This window comes from Streptomyces sp. NPDC003393 (assembly GCF_053589015.1).
The window spans coordinates 309,146-330,636 of record NZ_JBSFRB010000003.1; the positions used below are offsets into that span (position 1 = coordinate 309,146).

At 72.6% G+C, this 21,491-nt stretch carries 19 protein-coding genes; 13 read left to right on the top strand and 6 right to left on the bottom strand.

What is annotated here, in order from left to right:
- Nucleotides 1–195: 195 nt before the first annotated feature.
- The 4 genes from ACWDUZ_RS05370 to ACWDUZ_RS05385 all read left to right on the top strand — a co-directional run bounded on the left by ACWDUZ_RS05370 (nucleotide 196) and on the right by ACWDUZ_RS05385 (nucleotide 5,147).
- Nucleotides 196–2,121 (top strand): ABC transporter transmembrane domain-containing protein, encoded by a 1,926-nt coding sequence (locus tag ACWDUZ_RS05370; RefSeq protein ID WP_451630451.1) that lies wholly within the window; start codon nucleotides 196–198, stop codon nucleotides 2,119–2,121.
- Nucleotides 2,118–3,899 (top strand): ABC transporter ATP-binding protein, encoded by a 1,782-nt coding sequence (locus tag ACWDUZ_RS05375; protein ID WP_451630452.1) that lies wholly within the window; start codon nucleotides 2,118–2,120, stop codon nucleotides 3,897–3,899. The genes ACWDUZ_RS05370 and ACWDUZ_RS05375 overlap by 4 nt, the downstream gene beginning before the upstream one ends.
- A 438-nt stretch (nucleotides 3,900–4,337) precedes the next feature.
- Complete coding sequence (locus ACWDUZ_RS05380; RefSeq protein WP_451630453.1) at nucleotides 4,338–4,811, top strand: DUF5709 domain-containing protein; 474 nt, start codon at nucleotides 4,338–4,340, stop codon at nucleotides 4,809–4,811.
- 63 nt (nucleotides 4,812–4,874) lie between these two features.
- A complete protein-coding gene (locus ACWDUZ_RS05385; protein WP_451630454.1) occupies nucleotides 4,875–5,147 on the top strand; it encodes a type B 50S ribosomal protein L31 in 273 nt (90 codons plus the stop codon).
- Nucleotides 5,148–5,176: 29 nt separating this feature from the next.
- On the opposite strand, the gene ACWDUZ_RS05390 is transcribed toward ACWDUZ_RS05385, so the two are convergent.
- Nucleotides 5,177–5,971, bottom strand: coding sequence for a metal-dependent hydrolase (locus ACWDUZ_RS05390; protein WP_451630455.1), 795 nt, complete (start codon nucleotides 5,969–5,971; stop codon nucleotides 5,177–5,179).
- A 145-nt stretch (nucleotides 5,972–6,116) separates the two neighbouring features.
- Here ACWDUZ_RS05390 and ACWDUZ_RS05395 point away from each other — a divergent pair, with 145 nt between their 5' ends.
- Nucleotides 6,117–8,630 (top strand): DEAD/DEAH box helicase, encoded by a 2,514-nt coding sequence (locus ACWDUZ_RS05395; RefSeq protein WP_451630456.1) that lies wholly within the window; start codon nucleotides 6,117–6,119, stop codon nucleotides 8,628–8,630.
- Between the two features lie 82 nt (nucleotides 8,631–8,712).
- Nucleotides 8,713–9,639 carry an acyl-CoA thioesterase gene (locus ACWDUZ_RS05400; RefSeq protein WP_451630457.1) on the top strand — a complete coding sequence of 309 codons (927 nt, stop codon included), beginning with the start codon at nucleotides 8,713–8,715 and terminating at the stop codon, nucleotides 9,637–9,639.
- On the opposite strand, the gene ACWDUZ_RS05405 is transcribed toward ACWDUZ_RS05400, so the two are convergent.
- Nucleotides 9,598–10,713: a DUF6397 family protein gene (locus ACWDUZ_RS05405; RefSeq protein WP_451630458.1), complete on the bottom strand. Its 1,116-nt coding sequence runs from the start codon at nucleotides 10,711–10,713 to the stop codon at nucleotides 9,598–9,600. The genes ACWDUZ_RS05400 and ACWDUZ_RS05405 overlap by 42 nt on opposite strands.
- A 124-nt stretch (nucleotides 10,714–10,837) precedes the next feature.
- Nucleotides 10,838–11,251 (bottom strand): roadblock/LC7 domain-containing protein, encoded by a 414-nt coding sequence (locus ACWDUZ_RS05410; RefSeq protein ID WP_451630459.1) that lies wholly within the window; start codon nucleotides 11,249–11,251, stop codon nucleotides 10,838–10,840.
- Nucleotides 11,252–11,341: 90 nt separating this feature from the next.
- On the opposite strand from ACWDUZ_RS05410, the gene ACWDUZ_RS05415 reads away from it, so the two are divergent.
- Nucleotides 11,342–11,770: a PPOX class F420-dependent oxidoreductase gene (locus ACWDUZ_RS05415; protein WP_451630460.1), complete on the top strand. Its 429-nt coding sequence runs from the start codon at nucleotides 11,342–11,344 to the stop codon at nucleotides 11,768–11,770.
- Between the two features lie 59 nt (nucleotides 11,771–11,829).
- Nucleotides 11,830–12,429, top strand: a complete 600-nt coding sequence (locus ACWDUZ_RS05420) for a class I SAM-dependent methyltransferase (RefSeq protein WP_451630461.1) — start codon at nucleotides 11,830–11,832, stop codon at nucleotides 12,427–12,429.
- Between the two features lie 58 nt (nucleotides 12,430–12,487).
- Here ACWDUZ_RS05420 and ACWDUZ_RS05425 read toward each other — a convergent pair whose 3' ends face one another.
- On the bottom strand, nucleotides 12,488–13,246 hold the full coding sequence (locus ACWDUZ_RS05425; RefSeq protein ID WP_451630462.1) for an alpha/beta fold hydrolase: 759 nt from the start codon (nucleotides 13,244–13,246) through the stop codon (nucleotides 12,488–12,490).
- A 123-nt stretch (nucleotides 13,247–13,369) separates the two neighbouring features.
- Here ACWDUZ_RS05425 and ACWDUZ_RS05430 point away from each other — a divergent pair, with 123 nt between their 5' ends.
- From ACWDUZ_RS05430 to ACWDUZ_RS05440, 3 genes are all read left to right on the top strand, one after another.
- On the top strand, nucleotides 13,370–13,903 hold the full coding sequence (locus ACWDUZ_RS05430; protein WP_451630463.1) for a PadR family transcriptional regulator: 534 nt from the start codon (nucleotides 13,370–13,372) through the stop codon (nucleotides 13,901–13,903).
- A gap of 211 nt (nucleotides 13,904–14,114) precedes the next feature.
- Nucleotides 14,115–14,411 carry a hypothetical protein gene (locus tag ACWDUZ_RS05435; protein WP_451630464.1) on the top strand — a complete coding sequence of 99 codons (297 nt, stop codon included), beginning with the start codon at nucleotides 14,115–14,117 and terminating at the stop codon, nucleotides 14,409–14,411.
- A gap of 135 nt (nucleotides 14,412–14,546) precedes the next feature.
- Nucleotides 14,547–15,446: a hypothetical protein gene (locus tag ACWDUZ_RS05440; protein WP_451630465.1), complete on the top strand. Its 900-nt coding sequence runs from the start codon at nucleotides 14,547–14,549 to the stop codon at nucleotides 15,444–15,446.
- A 332-nt stretch (nucleotides 15,447–15,778) separates the two neighbouring features.
- Here ACWDUZ_RS05440 and ACWDUZ_RS05445 read toward each other — a convergent pair whose 3' ends face one another.
- Together ACWDUZ_RS05445 and ACWDUZ_RS05450 are read right to left on the bottom strand one after the other, a co-directional pair.
- On the bottom strand, nucleotides 15,779–15,961 hold the full coding sequence (locus tag ACWDUZ_RS05445) for a hypothetical protein (RefSeq protein WP_086731275.1): 183 nt from the start codon (nucleotides 15,959–15,961) through the stop codon (nucleotides 15,779–15,781).
- A 150-nt stretch (nucleotides 15,962–16,111) separates the two neighbouring features.
- Nucleotides 16,112–17,167 carry a fatty acid desaturase family protein gene (locus ACWDUZ_RS05450; RefSeq protein WP_451630466.1) on the bottom strand — a complete coding sequence of 352 codons (1,056 nt, stop codon included), beginning with the start codon at nucleotides 17,165–17,167 and terminating at the stop codon, nucleotides 16,112–16,114.
- Nucleotides 17,168–17,500: 333 nt separating this feature from the next.
- Here ACWDUZ_RS05450 and ACWDUZ_RS05455 point away from each other — a divergent pair, with 333 nt between their 5' ends.
- The gene (locus ACWDUZ_RS05455; RefSeq protein WP_451630467.1) at nucleotides 17,501–20,353 is read left to right on the top strand and encodes a DEAD/DEAH box helicase; all 2,853 of its coding nucleotides are present in this window, start codon (nucleotides 17,501–17,503) and stop codon (nucleotides 20,351–20,353) included.
- Nucleotides 20,350–21,491: SWIM zinc finger family protein (locus ACWDUZ_RS05460; RefSeq protein WP_451630468.1), on the top strand; the 1,142-nt coding region annotated here is incomplete at its 3' end. The genes ACWDUZ_RS05455 and ACWDUZ_RS05460, both read left to right, overlap by 4 nt.

The window sequence follows — 21,491 nt, forward strand, 5'->3', positions numbered from 1 at the left end:
CGCCATGTACGGGCATGTCGGTCGGCCCGGAACCACAGCAGGCGCACCGGCGCACGCAGTACGCCCGGAGGCACGCGATCCCGTCCCACCGCGCGGAAAACCGCTTGCTTTTCGCGACTGGGCGCAGCGACGCTGTCACGACTTGTCGCCGCCCTCCACGGCCTCTTCGCCCCTGACACGAGCCACTGGGACGTCATGCAGATTCAAGACCTTCCGTATCCCGACCCGGGTGTGCCGGACGCACGCTCGGGTCCCCGATTCCTGTGGTGGCTGGGACGGAACCAGCTCGGCGGGCAGCTGAAGGCACTGGCCTGGGGGCTGCTCCACTTCGCCTCGGTCTCCGCACTGCCGTTCTGCGTCGGCCTCGCCGTCCAGGCGGTCGTCGACCGCTCCGGCACGCGACTCGCCCTGACCGGCGGACTGCTGGTGCTGGCCTGCGCCGGCAACGCGCTCGGTGACACCTTCCTGCACCGCGCCGCCGTCACCAACTGGATCACGGCGGCCGCGCGGGTGCAGCAGCTGCTGGCCCGCAAGGCCGCCCACTTGGGCTCGGCCCTGACCCGGCGGGTGGCGGCCGGCGAGGTGGTGGCCGTCTCCACCGGCGACGTCGAGAAGATCGGCTGGTTCGTGGAGGCGGTGTCCCGGTTCACGGCGGCGGCGGTCACCATCGTGCTCGTCTGTGTCGCCCTCCTCGTCTACCAGCCGGCGCTCGGCGTGGTCGTCGCCGCGGGACTGCCCGCGCTGGCGCTCGCGGTGCTGCCGCTGTTGCCCCGCGCGACCCGGCGCGCCGACCTGCAACGCGAGAAGGCGGGGCGCGCCACCGAGCTGGCCTCCGACACCGTCGCCGGTCTGCGGGTGCTGCGCGGCATCGGCGGCGAGGAGCTGTTCCTGGACCGCTATCGCCGTGCCTCCCAGGAGGTGCGGCAGGCGGCCGTCCGCAGTGCCCGGATGTGGTCCCTGATCTCCGCCATCCAGGTCCTGCTGCCGGGCCTGCTGCTGATCGCCGTCATCTGGTACGGCGTGCATCTGGCCCGGACCGGGCGGATCACCGTGGGAGAACTCGTCACGGTCTACAGCTCCGTGATGGTGCTCACGTATCCGCTGCGGCACTTCGAGGAGATCGCCATGGCGTACTCCTTCTCCCGCCCGTCGGCCAGACGAGCCGCACGGGTGCTGTCGCTGGAGCGAACCACGGAGGTCTCCTCGCCGCCGGCCGCCGCACCCGTGTCCGCCCTCCCCGGCGACCCTGCGCTCTCCGGCGACCTGTACGACCCGGTGACCGGTCTGCGGGTGCCCGCCGGCCTCCTGACCGCCGTGGTGTGCGGGGACCCGGACGCGGCGGGACGTCTCGCGGACCGGCTGGGCGGCCACCCGGCCGAGCCCGAGGCGGGAGCCTCGGTGCTGCTGGGCGGCGTACCGCTGGACGATCTGCCGCTCGACACGGCCCGCACGGCCGTCCTGGTCCAGGACAAGGACCCGGTGCTGCTCTCCGGTTCGCTGCGTGACCTGCTCGATGTCCCCTCCCGCGGTGGTGTCTCCGTCGATGCGGCACTGGCGGCGGCCCAGTGCGCCGACGTTCTGGACGCGCTGGCCCAGGCGTCGCCGGTGGCCGGCGATCCGATGGACGTCCGGATCACCGAGCGCGGCAGGTCGCTGTCCGGCGGCCAGCGCCAGCGTCTGGCTCTGGCCCGGTCCCTGATCACCGACCCGGAGGTGCTCGTCCTGGACGAGCCGACCTCGGCCGTCGACTCCCACACCGAGGCGCGGATCGCGGAGGGACTGCGCGCCCTGCGGAGCGGACGCACCACCGTGGTCCTCACCTCCTCGCCGCTGCTCCTGGACCACGCCGACCGGGTGGTGCTCGTCCACGAGGGGACGGCTGTGGCCGTCGGCGTGCACCGTGACCTGGTGCGCACCGAGCCGCTGTACCGCGCGGTGGTGACCCGCGAGACGGACGAGGAGCGCGCCGTGCACGAGGTGCTCGGCGGCGACGGAACACCGGCCCGCGACGCGCGGCGTCCACGGGCGGGCGGCTCCGCCCCGCGGGGCGCGGAGCGGGACCTGCTCGAGGACGAGGCAGCCCTGCGGGGTGCCCTGGAAGAGATCGAGGAAAGCGCATGATGGGCGTCGCCCCACCGGCATACGACCCGGCGGCGCCGACGACGGCGACCACCCTGCCCGTCGGCGCCCCGGCCACCGTACGTGCCTACGTCCTGGAACTGCTGCGCCGGCACCGCCGGGCCTTCCTGCTCCTCGTCACCGTGAACACCGTCGCCGTGCTCGCCTCCATGGCGGGACCCTGGCTGCTGGGCGGCCTGGTCGAGCGGGTCTCGGACGACGCGCGGGAGCTCCGTCTGGGGCTCACCGCCTCGCTCTTCGTGCTGGCTCTGCTCGTACAGGCCGTGTTCGTCCGCGAGGTCCGGCTGCGCGGCGCGATGCTCGGTGAGCGGATGCTGGCCGATCTGCGCGAGGACTTCCTCATCCGGTCGGTCGGGCTGCCGCCGGGCGTGCTGGAGCGGGCGGGCACCGGTGACCTGCTGTCCCGCATCACCACGGACATCGACCGGCTCGGCAACGCGATGCGCGAGGCCGTTCCGCAGCTGGCGATCGGCCTGGTCTGGGCGGCACTGCTGTTGGCGGGGCTGGTGGTCACGGCGCCCCCGCTCGCCGCCGCCGTGCTGCTGGCGCTGCCGCTGCTGGTGATCGGCTGTCGCTGGTACTTCCGGCGGGCGCCGTCCGCGTACCGGTCGGAGGCGGCGGGTTACGCCGCCGTGGCCGCCGCGCTCGCCGAGACGGTCGACGCCGGGCGCACCGTGGAGGCGCACCGGCTCGGCGACCGGCGGATCCGCCTGTCGGAGCGCCGGATCAAGGAGTGGACGGCGTGGGAGCGCTACACGCTGTGGCTGCGCTCGGTACTGTTCCCGGTCGTCAACGTCACGCATGTGACCGTGCTCGCCTCGGTCCTGATGGTCGGTGGCGTGTTCGTGCTCCAGGGCTGGGTCGGGGTCGGACAGCTCACCACGGGTGCGCTGATCGCGCAGATGCTCGTCGACCCGGTCGGGCTGATCCTGCGCTGGTACGACGAGTTGCAGGTGGCGCAGGTGTCGCTGGCCCGGCTGGTCGGTGTCCGCGACATCGAGCCGGAGGCGGGGGACGATTCGCTGGCCCCGGACGGCAGGGACGTCGACGCGGACCGGGTGCACTTCGGCTACCGGGAGGGCGTCGACGTGCTGCGCGAGGTGTCCCTGCGGGTGGCACCGGGCACCCGGCTGGCTCTGGTGGGTCCCTCGGGTGCCGGCAAGTCCACGCTGGGCCGGCTGCTCGCGGGGATCTACGCTCCACGCGACGGCCGGATCACCCTCGGCGGTGCCGAACTGTCGCGGATGCCCGCCGAGGCGGTGCGCTCCCATGTCGCCCTCGTGAACCAGGAGCACCACGTCTTCGTCGGCTCCCTGCGCGACAACCTCCTGCTCGCGCGCTCCGACGCGGCCGACGCCGAACTGTGGGCCGCGCTGGGCGCCGTCGACGCCGACGCCTGGGCCCGTGCCCTGGCCGACGGCCTGGACACGGAGGTCGGCTCCGGCGGCCTCGCCCTCACACCGGCCCAGGCGCAGCAGATCGCGCTGGCCCGCCTGGTCCTGGCCGACCCGCACACGCTGGTCCTGGACGAGGCGACCTCGCTCCTTGACCCGCGGGCGGCCCGGCACCTGGAGCGGTCCCTGGCCAGGGTCCTCGACGGGCGCACGGTCGTGGCCATCGCCCACCGGCTGCACACCGCCCACGACGCCGACGTGATCGCCGTCGTCGAGAGCGGCCGCATCAGCGAACTGGGCAGTCATGACGAGCTCGTCGCGGCCGACGGCGCGTACGCGGCCCTGTGGCGCTCCTGGCACGGCTGAGCAGGCGACGCACCGCCCCAGCCGGGCGAGGGCCGTATGCGCGCGGGGGGCGGCGACGTAAGCGCGGGTCGCCGCCCCGCGCGGGCAGATGGGGGTCGCCCGCGTGCAGGCACTGGGGTCGGCCGCCGGGCCAGGGCCGCGCCGCAAGCCGGTCGCCGCGTCGGCGCCGGCCGCGTCCGCGGCTTCGGCTCCGGTGACGGGCCGGATACTGGGCGCGATGCCGGGTGCCGCTGCGTCGCCGGATGGTGTGCCGGCGGAATGCGGCTGCCGTGCCGTTGCGCGGTCCCGAACAGGGGTGGAAGGCTGGAAAGCGGCAGCGGCTCGGGGAGCGCCCGGGAACCGTCCGGTTCGTGCCGGGTGACAGCCGTGCCCCGCGCACCGGCGGCCGGCCGTCGGCCGCGGTGAGAACGGGCCCGTCCCCACCACCTGGAGGTATCCGTGGACAACGCCGACGGATGGGGAGACGACGTCTACCAGCCCGATGAGGACTCCGAGGTCAAGGAAGACACGGGAGTGCTCGACTCGGAGGACACGCTGGAGTACGACGGTGTCGACGATCCCCTGGACCGTGGCTGGTCCCCTCCGGAGCGGCCATGGGCCGTGGAGCACACCGGTGTGACCGCGGCGGAGCGCCGGCAGGGCGAGACGCTGGACCAGCGCCTGGCCGAGGAGCTGCCCGATCTGGCCGTCCCGGACAGCGACGGCATCGGCGACTGGGAAGATTCCGACGGGGAGGTCCTGGACAACGAGGTCGGCGCGGCACGCTCCGGCCGTCTCGTCGCACCCGACGAAGGCGCGCACGAGGACGAGGAGAGCGCGCTGGTCGCCACGGACGTGGGCATCGACGGCGCGGCGGCCTCTGCCGAGGAGGCCGCTGTGCACGTCGTCGACGAGGACACCCTGCCGGGCTGAAACCGCCGCCCGGTCGGCGCCGACTCGGCCCGGTCCCCCGTCCCCGCCGCACGAGGAGTACGCATGCAGCAGGACAAGCACCCCGACTACCGCCCCGTCGTCTTCCGCGACCGGGCCGCCGGATACGCCTTCCTCACCCGGTCGACCGCGACCAGCGACCAGACGATCGACTGGGACGACGGGCAGACCTACCCGGTGGTGGATGTGGAGATCTCCTCGGAGAGCCACCCGTTCTACACGGGCAAGGCCCGCACGGTGGACTCCGAGGGCCGCATCGCCCGGTTCGCACGGCGCTACGGCGAAGACGCCGCGCAGGGCGGTGACCGGGCGCCCTAGGGTGGGCCGCGGCGCGCCGGGCGCGCGCCTCAGATGAAGTTCAGTGCGCCGGCGCAGCCCACCCCGCCCAGGACCATGAACGCCGGCATCAGCACCTTGAGCTCGACCCAGCTGCCCGCCCGGAAGCGGATCGCCTTCGGCGGGCCGAGCGGGTACCAGCGCTTGCGGCCGACCGGTATCGGCCACAGGATCGGGCAGCCCGAGACGGTCAGCGCGTCCCCTATGTCGTGCACCAGTGCGCCCAGCACGATCGGCAGCCCCAGCCACATGTACTCCTGGCCCGGAGCGCTGAACAGCCAGTCGGAGCCCTTGCCCGGCTGATCCAGGATCCCGGCGAGGATCCAGGCGCTGGTCGCGGCCAGCAGCCACACCAGGATGTCGCTGCTGGAGCCGCGGGCCGCGCGCCACAGCAGGCCTTCGATGGCCAGCACCATGTGCGCGAAGAGGATCGCCAGCACCGCCCAGCGGCCCCCGGTGATCGCCGCCGCCGAGGCGCCCGCACCGATCAGCGCCGCCCACAGCCACGTGTGCGTCAGTGTCCGATGGCCACCGGAGCGGCGCGGGTCGCCCTTCTTGCGCGTCGCCTTGTAGACGGCGGCGGACAGCTTGTCGACGATCTCGCAGAGCCAGCGCGACAAAGGTCCGAAGGCGCGCGAGATGGTGGCGGCCTTGTGGTCGAGGTCCGGCGCGAGCGCCGCCCCGGCGCAGATCAGGGCGCCGCACAGCAGAACCGGCCAGGGCATCGGGTGTCCGGCCGCCGCGGCCGCGGCTCCTACGCCGAGCCAGGCCGCCGCGCCCGACAGTGAGTGTGCTGGTCCCATCATGGCCGTTGCCCGCCCCATTCCTCGTGTGCCGCTGTCCAGTTGTCCTGGCGCACTGTTGCCACGTCGGCGCCACAGCGTAGCGCTCATGATCTTCCGTCCGGCAGGCGATTCCCCCTTCGGGCGAGGGGCCAGGCAAGATGGGTGCGTGACCCTCATCGATCAGCTGCCGCCGACCGCCGACCCCGACGCCCTCTACGAAGCCTTCGAGTCGTGGGCCGAGGAACGGGGTCTCACGCTCTACCCGCACCAGGAGGAGGCGCTGATCGAGGCCGTCTCCGGGGCGAACGTGATCGTGTCGACGCCCACCGGATCGGGCAAGAGCATGATCGCCGCGGGTGCGCACTTCGCCGCCCTGGCCCGGGACGAGGTCACCTTCTACACCGCGCCGATCAAGGCCCTGGTCTCGGAGAAGTTCTTCGAGCTGTGCAAGCTGTTCGGCACCGAGAACGTCGGCATGCTCACCGGTGACGCGTCCGTCAACGCCGACGCGCCCGTCATCTGCTGCACCGCCGAGGTGCTGGCGTCGATCGCGCTGCGCGACGGCAAGGACGCGGACGTCGGCCAGGTCGTCATGGACGAGTTCCACTTCTACGCCGAGCCCGACCGCGGCTGGGCCTGGCAGATCCCGCTGCTGGAACTGCCGCAGGCGCAGTTCGTCCTGATGTCGGCGACACTCGGTGACGTCTCGTTCTTCGAGAAGGACCTCACCCGGCGCACCGGCCGCCCCACCGCCGTGGTCCGCTCGGCGACGCGCCCGGTGCCGCTGTCCTACGAGTACCGCCGCACCCCGCTCACCGAGACGCTCACCGACCTGCTCCAGACGCGGCAGGCGCCGGTGTACATCGTGCACTTCACCCAGGCGCAGGCCGTGGAGCGGGCGCAGGCGCTGATGAGCATCAACATGTGCTCGCGCGAGGAGAAGGAGAGGATCGCCGAGCTGATCGGCAACTTCCGCTTCACCACCAAGTTCGGCCGCAACCTCTCCCGCTACGTCCGGCACGGCATCGGGGTCCACCACGCCGGCATGCTGCCCAAGTACCGGCGCCTGGTGGAGAAGCTCGCGCAGGCCGGCCTGCTGAAGGTGATCTGTGGCACGGACACGCTCGGCGTGGGCGTCAACGTCCCGATCCGCACCGTGCTGTTCACCGCCCTGACCAAGTACGACGGCAGCCGTGTGCGCACGCTGCGCGCCCGGGAGTTCCACCAGATCGCCGGCCGGGCCGGGCGGGCGGGCTTCGACACCGAGGGCTTCGTCGTCGCCCAGGCACCCGAGCACGTCATCGAGAACGAGAAGGCGCTCGCCAAGGCGGGCGACGACCCGAAGAAGCGCCGCAAGGTGGTCCGCAAGAAGGCACCGGAGGGATTCGTCGGCTGGACGGACACCACGTTCGACAAACTCATCGCCTCCGAGCCGGAGCCTTTGACGTCCCGGTTCCGGGTCACGCACACGATGCTGCTGTCGGTGATCGCCCGGCCCGGCAACGCCTTCGAGGCGATGCGGCGCCTGCTGGAGGACAACCACGAGCCGCGCAAGCAGCAGCTGCGCCACATCCGGCGGGCGATCGCCATCTACCGCTCGCTGCTGGACGGCGGCATCGTCGAGAGGCTCGACCGGCCGGACGCCGAGGGCCGGATCGTCCGCCTGACCGTCGATCTCCAGCAGGACTTCGCCCTCAACCAGCCGCTGTCCACGTTCGCGCTGGCCGCGTTCGAACTGCTGGACCCGGATTCGCCGTCCTACGCCCTGGACATGGTGTCCGTCGTCGAGTCCACACTGGACGACCCGCGGCAGATCCTCGTCGCCCAGCAGAACAAGGCGCGCGGTGAGGCGGTGGCCGCGATGAAGGCGGACGGCGTCGAGTACGAGGAGCGCATGGAGCGCCTCCAGGACATCACCTACCCCAAGCCCCTGGAGGAGCTGCTCTTCCACGCGTACAACACCTACCGCAAGAGCCACCCCTGGGTCGGCGACCACCCGCTGTCGCCGAAGTCCGTGACCCGTGACATGTACGAACGGGCAATGTCCTTCACCGAGTTGGTGTCCTTCTACGAGCTGGCCCGCACCGAGGGCATCGTGCTGCGCTACCTGGCCAGTGCCTACAAGGCTCTGGAGCACACGATCCCGGACGACCTGAAGTCCGAGGACCTGCAGGACCTGATCGCCTGGCTGGGCGAGACGGTGCGCCAGGTCGACTCCAGCCTGCTGGACGAGTGGGAGCAGCTGGCCAACCCGGAGGAGATGACCGCGGAGGAGGCCCAGGAGAAGGCCGACCAGGTCAAGCCGGTCACCTCCAACGCGCGCGCCTTCCGGGTGCTGGTCCGCAACGCCATGTTCCGCCGCGTGGAACTCGCCGCCCTCGACCAGGTCCGGGAGCTGGGCGAGATGGACGCCGAGGCCGGATGGGACGCCGAGGCCTGGGGCGAGGCGATGGACAAGTACTGGGACGAGTACGACGACCTGGGCACCGGTCCCGACGCCCGCGGCCCCAAACTGCTGGTGATCGAGGAGGAGCCGCAGCACGGGCTGTGGCGCGTGCGCCAGATCTTCGACGACCCCAACGGGGACCACGACTGGGGCATCAGCGCGGAGATCGACCTCGCCGAGTCCGACGCCGAGGGCCGTGCGGTGGTCCGCGTGACCGACGTCGGGCAGCTGTGAACGGGCGCCGGCCGGCCATGCGCAGCCGCCGGCCGGCCACCGGCAGGTGCCGATCCGTAGCCAGCACAGGAGAATCCCGCCCATGACGAACCCGGCCGAAAGGCTCGTCGACCTGCTCGACCTGGAGCAGATAGAGGTCAACATCTTCCGCGGCCGCAGCCCCCACGAGTCCTTGCAGCGGGTCTTCGGCGGCCAGGTGGCAGGCCAGGCCCTGGTCGCCGCCGGCCGCACCACGGACGGCGAGCGCCCGGTGCACTCGCTGCACGCGTACTTCCTGCGCCCGGGCCGGCCGGGGGTGCCGATCGTGTACCAGGTCGAGCGGGTGCGGGACGGGAGGTCCTTCACCACGCGCCGGGTCACCGCCGTGCAGCAGGGCCGCACGATCTTCACTCTGACCACCTCCTTCCACAAACCTGAACAGGGGAGCTTCGAGCACCAGCTGCCCCCCGCCCGCCCCGTCCCGTCACCGGAGTCACTGCCGACGATCGCCGAGGAGGTCAGGTCCCATCTGGGCGCGCTGCCCGAGCAGTTGGAGCGCATGGCGCGCCGCCAGCCCTTCGACATCCGCTATGTGGACCGGCTGCGCTGGACCGCCGAGGAGGTCAAGGACGCCGAGCCGCGCAGCGCCGTGTGGATGCGCGCGGTCGGACCGCTCGGCGACGACCCGCTCGTGCACACCTGCGCGCTGACCTACGCCAGTGACATGACCCTGCTCGACGCGGTGCGCCTCCCGATCGAGCCGCTGTGGGGGCCGCGGGGCTTCGACATGGCGTCGCTGGACCATGCCATGTGGTTCCACCGGCCGTTCCGCGCCGACGAGTGGTTCCTGTACGACCAGGAGTCACCGATCGCGACGGGCGGCCGGGGGCTGGCCCGCGGTCGCATCTACGACCTGGAAGGGCGTCTGCTCGTGTCGGTCGTCCAGGAGGGCCTGTTCCGGGCGGTGCAGGCGACGCCCGGCCGTGGTTCAGGCGCCTCTGCGGAAGAGCCGGACCAGCAGGCCGGGTGACCGGCCCCGGTCGCCGGGTCGCCGGGGCGGTTCGGGCCGCGCCGATCGCCCGGGGCGCCGGAGACGGTCGCCGTGCCCCTGGTGATCGGTGTGCCGCTGGTGGACGTAGCGGTTCCGGTGGCCGTGGCGGTCCTGCCGGCCGTGGTGTTTCTGGTGGCCGAGAGGACGGGACGGCTCGGGGTGTTCCGGCTGCCCGGCTGTCCCGGTCGGCTGCGGATGCTGCGCGCGGACCGGGGGCCGCTGGGTGCGCTGTGAAGCGGGGCGGGGTGCCGGCCGGTGGGTCCGCGCCTCTTCCACGGTCCGGGCCAGGTCGGCCCGGAGCCAGTCGATCTCGTCCGCATCCTGAGCCGTCGTGATCCGCTCGGCCAGTCGGGCGGCTGGGGAGCCCGGTGCGCCGTGGGCGGGCGGCCGAACTCGACGGCGGTTCAGATGGGCACGTTCGTAGGGGTCGTACACGATCTCCGAGACCTGGAGCGGGTCCAGCAACGAGGCCACGGCGGCCGCCCGCTCCCAGGGGTCGTCGGCGGCCTGACGGAGCAGGACGCCGAGTTGCCGACCACGCCAGTTGCGGGGGCGCAGATCGACGCCGGTGTCCAACTGGTCTCGCAGCCCCTCGGGCAGGGGCCGTTTCAACAGCGAGGCGTTCTCCGGGCCGGCCGCGAAGTCGCGGAGCTCACCGGCCAGGTAGAGCCAGACGACCGCGCGGTACCGGTTCAGGTAGAACGCGACCGGTACCAGCAGGCCCAGGCGTGCCAGACGAGTGAACCTGGCCGGGCTCACCTGCATGATCCGCGCGGCCTCGCTGGTGCCCACGGTCATGACGCGCTCGCGCAGCGCTTCCGGGAACCCTTCCTGGGCGCGCAGCCGCTCCATCTCGGCACGCGCCACACGTCGGCCTCCTCCCCGGTCGTCGGAGAGGGTGCGGATACGGCCGAGGCTGACAGCCAGGTCGAACTCGCTTCGCTTCAGGCCCAGTTCTCGTGCCGCTCGGCTCGTGGCGATGGATGTCTCGCGCGTCCCGGCGGTCGACGCGACGGCGGGCGGGACCTCGTGCGTGATGGTGTCACCGGACATGTTCGTGCCCCCGTGGAGTGTGCGGCCGACGCCGTGTGCGCTCGGCTGCGAAAAACCGTAGCCGCTGCGGCACATCTCGGTGCGAGCCTGTGGATAACTCTGCGGGAACCAGAGAAAATGCAGGTCAGAAGTCTGTTGACGGAGCGCGCTCCGGTTGGCGGGCGTCCACGTGGAGGTGTTCGCCGACGCGGTTCACCACCAGCGTCATCTCGTAGGCGATCTGGCCGATGTCGGCGTCGGCTCCGCTGAGGACGCACAGGCAGCTGCCGGTCCCGGCGGCCGTGATGAAGAGCACGGCTTCGTCGAACTCGACCATCGTCTGGCGTACGCCGCCCGCGCCGAAGTGGCGTCCGGAGCCCTTGGCCAGGCTGTGCAGTCCCGACGAGACGGCCGCCAGATGCTCGGCGTCCTCCCGCCGCAGCCCGGTGCTGGACCCCGTGACCAGTCCGTCGTTGGACAGGACCAGGGCGTGCCGTACGTGCTCGACCCGTTCGGTCAGGTCGTCGAGCAGCCAGTCCAGTGTCGGGTTCTGCGCCATGTGCGGTCTCCCCCTGTGATGGCTCCCCCTTCTCGGAGGACTCCCGCAAGCCTTCCCCACCGCCGCTGCCCCGGCAAGGAGAATGGAGGCATGGCACAGAAGATGTCCGACGAGGAATGGCGGGCGTTCGTCTCGTACGGCACCCGCACCGGCAAGCTGTCGACCGTCCGGGCCGACGGAAGTCCGCACGTCGCACCGGTCTGGTTTGTGCTCGACGGGGACCACGTGGTGTTCAACACCGGGAAGGAGACCGTGAAGGGGCGCAATCTGGCCCGCGACGGCCGGGTCGCGCTGTGCGTGGACGACGACCGGCCGCCGTTCAGCTTCGTGGTGCTGACCGGTCGGGCCCGGCTGTCGGAGGACCTGGACGAACTGCGGCACTGGGCCGCCCGGATCGGCGGCCGTTACATGGGTGAGGAGCGTGCCGAGGAGTTCGGTGCTCGCAACGGCGTCCCGGGTGAGCTCCTGGTCCGGGTGCCGGTGGACAGGGTGGTGGCGGTGAGGGATCTCGCCGATTGAGGACGGCTCGCGGCCACGCACCGCGACCTGAGGTGAACGGGTGAGGGATCATGCGGAGCATGAGTGAGGACCGCGCGCACGTCCAGGAGTTCTTCACCGCCCGCGCCGCCGAGTGGGACAGCAGATTCCCCGACGACGGCCCCGCCTACGCGGCCGGGGTCGCCGAACTCGGGCTGCGCGAGGGCGACCGTGTGCTCGACGCGGGGTGCGGCACCGGCCGCGCCCTGCCGCCGCTGTGTGCCGCCGTGGGCGCGTCGGGGACGGTCGTGGGCGTGGACCTGACCCCGGCCATGCTCCAGGCCGCCGTACGGGCCGGCCGGCACAGGGACGGGCACCTGCTGCTCGCCGACGTCGGCGCGCTGCCGCTGAGGTCGGGGGTGTTCGACGCCGTGTTCGCCGCGGGTCTCGTCGCGCACCTGCCGGAGCCGTCCGAGAACCTGCGGGAGCTGCGGCGCGTGGTGCGTCCCGGTGGCCGGCTGGCGCTGTTCCACCCGATCGGCCGGGCTGCGCTCGCGGCACGCCAGGGGCGGCAGCTCACACCGGGCGACCCGCGGGCGGAACCCAACCTGCGGCGGCTGCTGGCCGGTTCCGGCTGGCGCATGACGTCGTACGTCGACGAGGACGCCCGTTTCCTGACGCTGGCCGTGCGCGAGGACTGACGCCGAGGGGCGGCGCGGTCGGGCCCCGGCCGAAGCGACGGGAGCGAGGGGCGGTACCTCACAGCCCGCCGGCGACGGCCGCCACGAACACGTCGGGGTTGTCGAACATGATGTTGTGGCCCGCGCCGGGCACGGTCACCACACGCACTCCGGCCGCCTCCAGACCGGCTCGGCCCGGCAGTTCGCCACTGTCCTCGCCCTGGAGGTAGAGGCGGTCGAGCGTGGTGAGCCCCTCGAGGATCGTGCGCATCGTGGGATCCGAGCCGCGCCGGAGCCCCGTCGCACTTCGATGCAGTGCGCGCGGATCGGCCAGTCGCATGGTGGCCGCCCACAGGGGCCCGACACGGTCCAGCACGCGCGCGTAGGCGTCGTGGACGAAGGCCTCCTCCGTGAAGGTGGCGATGCCGCTGCTGGCCGCCGTCATCGGAGGGAACGGGTCGAGGTTGGCCTCGGCGAGGACCAGCCGGGAGACCAACTCCGGCCGGCGGTGCGCGAGCACGATCGCCACGGCGCCGCCCATGCTGTGCGCGATCAGCTCGGCACCGGTCAGTCCCGCCGTGTCGAGCGCGGCCGCCAGGGCGTCCGCGTGGTCCTCCAGGGTGTAGCCGAAGTGTTCGGGCCGGTCACTGATGCCGTGTCCGGGCAGATCGACGAAGAGACTGCGCCGGCCCGCGAGCTCGGGCCGGGCCGCGATGTGCGCGTGGTACACGGACGACATCGCCCCCAGCCCGTGCACGTAGATGCGAGCTGGTTCCGCTCCGGGCACCTCGATCCAGCGGATGCGGCTCCCCTTCGCGTCGAACTCGGTCTGCCTCATAGGGCCCTCCCTCATGACGTCGCCTGCCTGACTGCTGCCACTGACAATACCTCGCTACCGATGTATATCGTCAATGGAGTACTGACACTGCGATGTACCACGCGGATGGGAGACAATGCGGGCATGCTGGAGCTGGCCATCCTGGGATTCCTGTACGACGCGCCCCTGCACGGGTACGAGCTGCGCAAGCGCATCACGGCGCTGACGGGACACGTGCGGCCGGTCGCCGAGAGCACGCTCTACCCGGCCATCAAGCGACTGGAGCGGACGGGCCTGCTCGAGCGGGCCACGGAGCCGGGAGCCGTGGCGGCACCGCGCCACGTCCTCACGCTCACCGACGACGGCCGGCGCGAGCTGCGCCGCCGGCTCGCCGAACCCGTCCAGCGCGACATCACCGACGAGAACCGCTGGTTCACCGTCCTGGCCTTCCTCAGGCACCTGGACGATCCCGGCGCCCAGGCCGCCGTGCTGCGCCGCAGACTGGCCTTTCTGGAGACGCCCTCGAGCTTCTTCTACGACGGGGACCGGCCGGTGCGCGCCGAGGAGCTCGACGACCCGTTCCGGCGCGGCATCCTCACGGTGGCGCGCGCCACCACGGAGGCGGAACTCGCCTGGCTGCGCACCACGACCGACGCGCTGGACGCCGCAGCCCGCTGAACCATCGGCGTCAGTGCCGCCCGGTGGCTGCGGCCGGAAGCCCGCGCGGCACACCAGTGACCCGAGGCCCGGGGCATGCCCGAGCCTCGGACATGCCGTATCCCGCTCCCCTTCGCCCGGTTGTTCCCCTTCTGCCGTCGGCGCTCCAACTCTACTGTGAGTGGCAGCAGATGAACGATCTGTACCGCTTTCCGCTCAGGAAGGGGCCAGCATGTTCGGCAGACTCCGCAAGTCCTTCGCCGGAGTGGTCTCCTCGGTGCGCACGGAGGGTGGCAGCGGCGGCCACGACCGCGCACACAATCTGTTCGAGGCCGCTGCCGCATATGTATCGGCCTGCACGGAGGACGATCAGGAACGGATGGACGAGGCCGCCTCCTGGGTGTCGCCGGAGGCGCTCTCGTTCGGGGTGAGCGAGCTGGCCTGCCGTGCGGTGATCGCGCTGGCCCGGGAGCGGGACGAGTCGCCGCGAGTGGTGGCGCGGGCGCTGCTGGGGCTTCCGGCGGTGTGAAAACCGTGCGCACACAGGGGTCGTTTCGCCCCCCTCCAGGCGGAAAACTGCAGGTCCGAGAGGTCACCCGAGTCGTGACAACGGCCTTCCAGTCGCACTAGGGTGCGCGCCGTTGGACGAAAGAGGGAGGCTGGCATGGCCGGGACGGACGAGGACGCCGTCGCCGCCGAGGACGACGCGCTCTATGTGCTCACGGCGGTACTGCTGACACCCGCGCAGTTCCCGAGTGTGCTGGGCGACGACTACCCGGAGGCCTGCGCGGCTCTGGGCCTCGCCCCGCTGGCCGAGGGGTACGGTCTGGTGCTCGGTCAGGACGGCACCGGCGCGCGGTGGACGGTCGCCATCGATGACGTGTCGCTGGTCGCCGTGGCCATCGCCTCCTGGGACTGCGGCATGGAGTACGACCTGTCGCCGGACGAGCGCACGGTCGTCGCCGCGCTGCCGGGCTGGCCCCTCGCGGTCGCCGTCGCGGCACCCGGGGTGCCCGCGCCGCACGACCCCGAGCCGGAGGTCTCGGACGGCCCCCTGCTGTCGCCGCCGGACACCAGTACCTGGGGGCCGGCACAGCGCCGTCTGGGCGCCGATGAGATCGCGCTGCAGTGGGCGACGTGGCGGGAGCAGATCGGCGACGACGCCTTCACCGCTCCGGGGAACCCCGACGAGGAAGCTGTGGGCGGCGGCCAGGCGGGTGACGGGGCCGGAGCGGGCCGGGGAGCCGAGACGGACGGCACCCCGCCGGAGCGGTCCGGGGAGGCCGGGCCCACGGGGCATCGCGGTGTCCGGCGCGTCCTGGCGGAGGCCCGCGCGTATGTGGACTCGCCGCCGCCGCTCGGACGCGTCCGCTCGTCCTTCGCCCCCGGTGACGCACGGACCCTGCGGGCGGACGGCCCCGGCTGGTCCATGGTGGCCCGCACCGACGACATCGCCTTCGTCCTCCTCGACGAGGAGCCCGGCGAGGTCCTGCCGGTCGGCCGGGGCGCCGAACTGCCCGGTCTGCTCGAAGCCCTGGACAAGCTGGCGGTACGCCCCAGCTGATCCACCGTGGCCGATCCGCCGCGGCTCCCCGTGCGGAGTCGTCGCTCCACGCGGTGCCGACCCATGGAGGAGGCGGAACCGGGCCTGCGGGGCGGGGTGGCTCCCGGGCTGCCGGGCGTGTGCCGTCCCACCGTTCACGTCCCGGCGCCCGTGGCGCCTCTCTGTCCGGACCGGCTGCGGCCGACCCGCCCTGCTACCGGTCGGCGTTCGACGCCCCCGGTGGCTGGAGCGTGGCGCGCCGCCGCCCTTGGACCGGACTGTGGCCAGGTCCGCGGGCGACGGCGTCGTCAGCTCGTGCGCACCCCTGGGGAACGCGCCGGGGGTGAGGTGGCTCAGCGGCCGAGCTCCTTGCGGGTGACGCGGCGCAGCCGGCGTCGCTGCGACGGGTCCAGTGTGAGGTACGCGGCGGCCGGGACTCCCAGGACTATCAGGAGCGCGGCCCACCAGGGCAGCCAGATCAGCAGGATCAGCCCGGCCGCCACGCCCCCTGCGGCGATCTTCGCGTTCTTCGACATCTGTCGCCTCCTTCGCGGCCACTGCTGCCGCTCTCTGTCGTGGAAACGGCCCTGGGACCCCAGTGGTTCCACCCGCGGCCCCGAGACGCCCCTGAGAAATCCCTGAGCCGCGCCCTGAGGGCCGCGGCCCGCTCCCCGTCCACTGCGCGTCTACCGCGCCCTGAGCGGCTCCCCCACCTCGTGCAGGTGGCGCAGCGCCTGCCGGTAGGAGTCGACGAGGCCGGTCTCCGCGTAGGTGATGCCCAGTTCCCGGCAGTGGGCACGCACCAGGCGCTGGGCGTGCCGCAGGTGCGGGCGGGGCATGCTGGGGAACAAGTGGTGCTCGATCTGGTAGTTGAGTCCGCCGAGGAACCAGTCGGTCAGGACGCCGCCACGGATGTTGCGTGAGGTGAGCACCTGGCGGCGCAGATGCCCCCAGCGTTCGCCGTTCGGGTCGGGCATCTCCATGCCCTTGTGGTTGGGCGCGAAGGACAGACCCAGGTGCAGTCCGAACAGCGCCTGGTGGAGGACGGCGAACGCCAGTGCCTTTCCGGGGGACAGGACGGTCAGCAGCAGGGCGGCGTAACCCACGACGTGGGCCACGAGAAGTACCCCCTCCAGTGCCCGTTCCCGGGGCGGCTGCCGGCGCAGGTCCTGGAAGCTGTGCACCTTGAGGGCGATACCTTCGAGAAGGGTGAGCGGGAAGAACAGCCAGGCCTGGTTGCGGGTGAGCCAGCGGCGCCAGCCCTCGCGGTCGCCGGTCTGCTCGCCGGTGAAGACCAGCACGTCCGCGGCGACGTCCGGATCCTTGTCGATGTGGTTGGGGTTGGCGTGGTGCCGGTTGTGCTTGTTGTTCCACCAGGAATAGCTCAGGCCGAGCAGCAGGTTGCCGTGCACCAGTCCGATGAGTCGGCCGACGGACTTGTCGCCGGTGATCTGCGCGTGGCCCGCGTCATGGCCGATGAAGGCCGTGCGGGCGGACAGCACGGCGAACAGGGGCGCCAGGAGCAGCGCCCACCAGGAGTCTCCGGTCAGGACGAGGCCCGTGACCACGCCGGCCAGGGCGAGCGCGTTGGCCGCGATGACACGCGCGTACCAGGCGTACCGCCGCCCCAGGAGGCCTTGGTCCTTGACCGAGCGCAGGAGGGGTGCGAACTCGCTGCCGGCGGACGGACCACCGGTCCGTGCTTCGGTACCGTCCGCGACGGCTACGGCGGGCTGGGGCATGGTGAGGTCTCCGGCTCTCTCTCGGCAACGGCCTGACCTGAGGAAACGTACGAACGGAAGGCCTTCGCGGACCATGGCGCCAGCCCCCGGATGCTCAGGGGGGCCAGCCCCGCTCGGCCAAGGGGGCTGGCGGCACCCCCGGGGCAGCGCGGCGGCGATCGTGGACGCGCGGTGGACGGCCAGTTCTGTCAGCCCGGCGGCGGCCCCGGCCGGCACGGTGGCGTACGTCACCGCCATTGTGGTCCCGGTAGGCCGTCGTGGTGCTGTACCCTCGGCGGCTCCACTCCCAGTAGTCAAATTTGAGGAATCGGTATCGCTGTGCACAGCACTGCCTTGGCAACACCGACCGAGATCTCCGAACTGGCCCATTGCTGTGCCGTGTTCCTGCAGGCGGACCCGGCCCGTGCCGGCCGGGTCGCCTTCTGGCGTCCCGACGGCGACGCTCCCCCGGCCGTCCCCGGCGCATCGGTGGAGGACCTGACGGTCGTCGTGCCTCTGGACGGCGGCATCGAGCCGTTGACCGTGTCCGCGGCCCTGCTTCCCGTACGGACAGCCCTACCCCTGCTCACACGCGCGCGTGCCACCGAACTCGGCCACCGTTCCTGTGTGTTCTGGGGTGCCGCAGCCCTGCTGGCCCTGCACTTCACGGCGCGCGGCCTGCTGCTGCCGGGACTGTCGGCCGGTGATCACGACGCCTGGCGTGCGGCTCCGCTGCGCGGCCAGGACGCCGATCGGGTCCGGGAACTGGCCGCCTCGATGCCGCCCGAGGCGCACGCCGTCCCGCTCGAGGACACCGAGCATCTGCTGCTGCCCGACCAGGAACGGCTGCTGCGCGCCTTCCTGGACGCGGTCACCGACGTACTGCCCCGCACAGCCGCCGCGTCCCTCGTCACGGGTGGACCGGCCTACGCCGTGCCGGAGCCGCAGCATGTCCCGGAGCAGCGGGCGTGGGCCGCCGAGGTCGCCGCGGGTCACGACGCCGGGGTGCGGATCTCCCTGCGCGTAGAGGTGGCAGAACTGGACGACGCCGGGCCGGACGGCGCCCCGGAGCCGCGGTGCCGAGCGGTGCTGCAGGTGCACAGCGTGAGTGATCCGGCGCTGGTCGCCGACGCCGCCGAGGTATGGACCGGATCCGGCGCCGTGGACGGAGCGTTCGGCCCTCGGGCGCGCACGGACGTCCTGCTCGCCCTGCGCCGCGCGGCCCGCTCCTGGCCGGCGCTGACGCCCCTGCTCTCGGCCACCGTGCCGGACTCCGTCGATCTCGCCGACGAGGAGGTCGCCGAGCTCCTCGGAGAGGCCGCCCGCGTGCTCGCCGCGGCCGGAGTGGAGGTGCACTGGCCCGCGGAGGCGGTGCGCGGTACGGCCGCCGGGGTGGCCGTCGGGCCGCCCGAGGACCCGGTGTCCGTCGGTGCCGCCCCGGCGGACACCCGGTCGGTCCTGTCCGCGGACGCCCTGCTCGCCTTCGATCCCTGGTTCGCGCTGGGCGACCAGCGGCTCACGCGCGCTGAGCTGGACCGCCTGGCGGAAGCGAACCGGCCCCTGGTGCGGCTGCGCAACCAATGGGTCCTGGTCGATCCCGAAGAGGTGCGCCGGGCCAGGTCGTGGCAGGACAGGAAGATCACCCCGGTGGAGGCGCTGGGCGCCGCCCTGACGGGCTCCGCCGAGGTCGACGGCCACCGGGTCGAGGTGCGGCCGACGGGATGGCTGGCCGCCCTGCGGGACAGGCTGATGGATCCGGCGGCGCGGGAACCCGTGGAGCAGCCGGCCGCGCTGGACGCCCGGCTGCGCGACTACCAGGTGCGCGGTCTGGGTTGGCTGGCCCACATGACGTCGTCCGGGCTGGGGTGCTGCCTCGCCGACGACATGGGACTCGGCAAGACGATCACACTGATCGCACTGCATCTGCACCGGCAGGGCGACCCGGCGACCGCCGGACCCACCCTCGTCGTGTGCCCCACCTCGCTGATGGGCAACTGGCAGCGGGAGATCGAGCGGTTCGCGCCCGGCACGCCCGTGCGGCGCTTCCACGGCGCACGGCGCGATCTGGCCGACCTGGCCGACCACGGGTTCGTCCTGACCACGTACGGCACGATGCGCCTGGACGCGCGGCGGCTCGCCGGCACCGGCTGGGGCATGGTGGTGGCGGACGAGGCCCAGCACGTGAAGAACCCGTACTCGGCGACGGCCCGGCAGCTGCGCACCATCGGGGCACGCGCGCGCGTCGCGCTCACCGGCACTCCGGTGGAGAACAACCTGTCCGAACTGTGGGCGATCCTGGACTGGGCGACGCCGGGGCTGCTGGGCCGGCTGAGCACCTTCCGCGCCCGCCACGCGCAGGCCGTGGAGAGCGGCCGGGACCCGGCGGCGGCCGAGCGGCTCGCCCGGCTGGTCGGCCCCTTCCTGCTGCGCCGGCGCAAGTCGGACCCGGGCATCGCACCCGAGTTGCCGCCGAAGACCGAGACCGACCGGGCCGTGTCGCTCACCGGGGAGCAGACGGGCCTGTACGAGGCCCTGGTGCGCGAGACGCTCGCGGAGATCGCCGGTGCGGACGGCATGGCGCGGCGGGGCCTGATCGTGAAGCTGCTGACCGGCCTGAAGCAGATCTGCAACCATCCGGCGCAGTTCCTCAAGGAGGAGCGGCCGCGGATCGCGGACCGCTCCGGGAAGCTCGAACTGCTGGACGAGCTGCTCGACACCATCCTCTCCGAGGGCGCTAGCGTGCTGGTCTTCACCCAGTACGTGCGGATGGCACGGCTGATCGAACATCATCTGGCCGCACGCGGCGTGCGGTCGCAGTTCCTGCACGGCGGCACACCGGTCGTGCGACGTGAGGCGATGGTCCGGTCCTTCCAGAACGGTGACGTACCGGTGTTCCTGCTGTCCCTGAAGGCCGCGGGCACCGGACTGAACCTCACGCGCGCCGAGCACGTCGTGCACTACGACCGCTGGTGGAATCCCGCGGTCGAGGCACAGGCCACCGACCGCGCGTACCGCATCGGGCAGAGCCGGCCCGTACAGGTGCACCGGCTGATCGCCGAGGGCACGATCGAGGACCGCATCGCCGACCTGCTGCACCGCAAACGGAATCTGGCCGAGGCGGTCCTGGGGGCGGGCGAGGCGGCACTCACCGAACTGACGGACGCGGAACTGGCCGACCTGGTGGAGCTTCGAGGAGAATCCCGATGAACGACCACGCCGTCGACACGGAGCGGACGTTCGCCGCGCTGCCCCCCGCGCCGGGACGCGGTTTCGCCCGGACCTGGTGGGGCGAGGCCTGGCTGAAGGCGCTGGAGGACACGGCCCTGGACGCACAGCAGGTGCGGACGGGGCGCCGGCTCGCTCGTGCCGGAGCCGTCGGCGCGGTGTCGGTGCGCCCGGGACGCATCACGGCCGTGGTGCACGACCCGGGCGGTACGGCGCACCGCGCGGACGTCCTGCTGGAGCGGCTGTCCGACGACCAGTGGGCGCGGTTCCTCGACGTGGTCGCCGAACGGTCCGGTCACCTCGCCGCGCTGCTCGACCATGACCTGCCGCCGCATCTCGTCGAGGACGCCTCGGCGGCCGGGATCGAACTGCTGCCCGGCATCGGCGACCTGGAACCGGAGTGCGACTGTGGCGCCTGGGACCACTGCGGGCACACGGCGGCGCTCTGCCACCTGGTGGCGCGGCTGCTGGACCAGGATCCGTTCGTGCTGCTGTTGCTGCGCGGTCGTGACGAACGTGCCCTGTTCGGCGAGTTGAGTGCCCGCGACGGGGACGCGGACGCCGACGGGCCCTCCGCGCCGGACGGTGTGGACGCCGCGGAGGCCTATGCCGCGGCGTGCGTCCTGCCGCCGCTGCCGCCGCTGCCCGATCCGCCGACAGAGCCAGGACTCCCGCCGTGCCTGGTCACCGAGGCCGTCCCCGCGCCCGGCGTCGATCCGGCGGCGCTGGAGTTCCTGGCCGCAGGAACGGCCGAGGCGGCTCGCAGGTGGCTCGGCGAGGCACTGCACATCCCCTCCGGGACCCCTCCCGCCACCGGCTGTCCGACCGTCGCGCAGGACGCCGTGCGTCTCGCCTCAAACGCGCCGGACGCCCGGCCCTGCGACGGTGCGGTGCTGGAGCGGCTGGCCACGGGCTCGGGCCGCAGCAAGGAACAACTCGGGCGTGCCGTCCGCGCCTGGCGGGCCGGAGGGCCGGCCGGGCTGTCCGTCCTCGAGGAGGAGTGGACTCCCGGCGAAGAGGCCCGGGATCCGCTGCACCCGGCCAGCAGCACCACGGTCGCGACCACGGCCGTCCATCGCATGAGACGCGACATGCCGCATCCCCCCTCCCCGACTCCCGC